The following is a 2,061-nucleotide window of genomic DNA, read 5'->3' as shown; positions in this document are numbered from 1 at the left end:
TTTACTCTCATGCCTCTCCTAAGCTTCTAGACGCTCCTGAAGGGGTTTATATCCCTGATTGGTCGTCTAGGGGTTTGGTGCCTTGGGTTTCGGAGCCTAGGGATTACACGCTTACTCTTGAGCGTTTTGATTATCGTGTGTCTAGTTCACCTGAGTTGTTGAAACTTGCTGAGCTGGGCGCTCAATTTGGTGATGGTGGTAAAGCTGTCATCATGCGGCATTTTGAGAAACTTCTCTCTAGTGCCCTACATTCCACTCAAGCGGTGGATTGATTCGCCAGGGAACAAAGCGCCAACTTTGCCCCTAGCTAAACACAACTAACTGAACGGAGTTAATCATGTCTAATCCTGATTTTACCTTAGAACGCGCTAAAACACTTGTACGCCAGTCTGAACAGCTTGCTCTAGCCCTTTCACTCATACATGAGCAAGATCTCAATGCAGAGCAGTACAGCTCTTTGCAGACCATGACATGCACCCTGCTTTCTCGTCTTATTGGTGACCTAGAAACCATTATTACCACAATTGGTATTATTGAGATCCAAGGGGGTATGGGGGAAGCCCCCATGCAAGACGCTTAGCCTTCGTCCTGCCAAGCATCTTTTAGTTTTCACTATACTGTCCGCGGTGCTATTGCTAAATGGCCGTAGGCAAGCCCATTTATCAGCCCCACCCTATGACTGCACATTTTGCACAGAGGGGGGGAGGCAAGCGTAGCGCCCCCCCTCATCACTGTTTTGAATAGTCGCTATGGTAATACCGACTATTCGTTTTTTTTATTCAACCCTTAACCACTTATAACTTCTTGTTTCTTTTCTTTAAAACCCTCTTTTCGTCTCTTTTTTGTCCTTCTTAGTTCATACCTATTGACATGCCCCCTAGTTCATACCTATTATACTGTTAGTTCATACCTAACAGGGGTTTTTATGGCTTCTAAAACTGTTCGTATTACCGTTAGTTTGCCGTCTCAGGTTGTCTCTAATCTGGATTACATATCCACCACTATTGGGGTCTCTAGATCTGCTTTTCTGAGTTCTTTGTTAAGCGAGTCCCTTCCTCCTATTGTTCCTTTGGTTCAAATTGTTTCCTCTGCTTCCAAGGATGGCGATTCTAAGCGTTTTCGTGGTGCCGCCGTCTCTGCTATCAACGATGCGGTTTCCCGCTTAGTGTCAGGCTCAGAGGTTCTACAAGATGACCTATTCACGAAGTAAGGTTTTTTGTGATTGGCTTGATGTTACTTGTCACCCTGATTTGAGTTTTATCTCCATGGTTGAAGCCTTCCTTGCTTACCATTTTTATCCTGTTCTCTTTAGTGCGGATGGTAGAACCGGTTATAAGGTTGGTGAGGGTGTTTTGATTATCGAGTGCAAGCGCATGTGGCATCGCTCAAGCTGTTCTGGTTCTTCCATTAGAGAACTTGAGGCCAAGGGTATTTTTAGGGATTACGTGAACGTCTTGGGTTCTGTGGGGCATAACATTACGCGTCTTGATGCCGCTGTTGATTTGTTCCTTGATGCACCTGCGTTTCTTCGTAAGTTGGAGCATACATATCCTGATGACCTTTTTAGTTTTGGGCGTAAGGCTTTAAGGGTCACCCGTTTGTATTCTGCCCGTGCTGTTGATAGGGCTCTCACTGGTACTTGGTATGCTGGTCATCGTAGTTCCGCCCGTGTTACTGCTCGTGTTTACGATAAACAGGCTGAGGCTTTTGAAAAGCGTTTTGAAGTGCTACCTCCCACCACTCGTATTGAGCTAACCTTTAAGAAGGATTACAACTGCTCACTCTATGATGTGCTTATGCCTGAATCACTGTTTTACTCTCATGCCTCTCCTAAGCTTCTAGACGCTCCTGAAGGGGTTTATATCCCTGATTGGTCGTCTAGGGGTTTGGTGCCTTGGGTTTCGGAGCCTAGGGATTACACGCTTACTCTTGAGCGTTTTGATTATCGTGTGTCTAGTTCACCTGAGTTGTTGAAACTTGCTGAGCTGGGCGCTCAATTTGGTGATGGTGGTAAAGCTGTCATCATGCGGCATTTTGAGAAACTTCTCTCTAGTGCCCTAC

The 2,061-nt window shown here is 45.6% G+C and carries 3 protein-coding genes; all 3 read left to right on the top strand.

Annotated features, from left to right (window positions below; genetic code table 11):
- Positions 1–272: hypothetical protein (locus tag L5L97_RS22705; RefSeq protein WP_263184004.1), on the top strand; the 272-nt coding region annotated here is incomplete at its 5' end.
- A 65-nt stretch (positions 273–337) separates the two neighbouring features.
- Entirely contained in the window at positions 338–580 is a 243-nt protein-coding gene (locus tag L5L97_RS22700) for a hypothetical protein (protein ID WP_263184003.1), read from the top strand.
- A gap of 610 nt (positions 581–1,190) precedes the next feature.
- A partial coding sequence (locus L5L97_RS22695) for a hypothetical protein (RefSeq protein ID WP_263184002.1) occupies positions 1,191–2,061 on the top strand: 871 nt, incomplete at its 3' end.

This window comes from Shewanella sp. SM71, assembly GCF_025653905.1.
Lineage (GTDB): Bacteria > Pseudomonadota > Gammaproteobacteria > Enterobacterales > Shewanellaceae > Shewanella > Shewanella oncorhynchi.
Note: the sequence above shows the minus strand (reverse complement) of the source record. Positions and strands in the feature narration are given on the sequence as shown.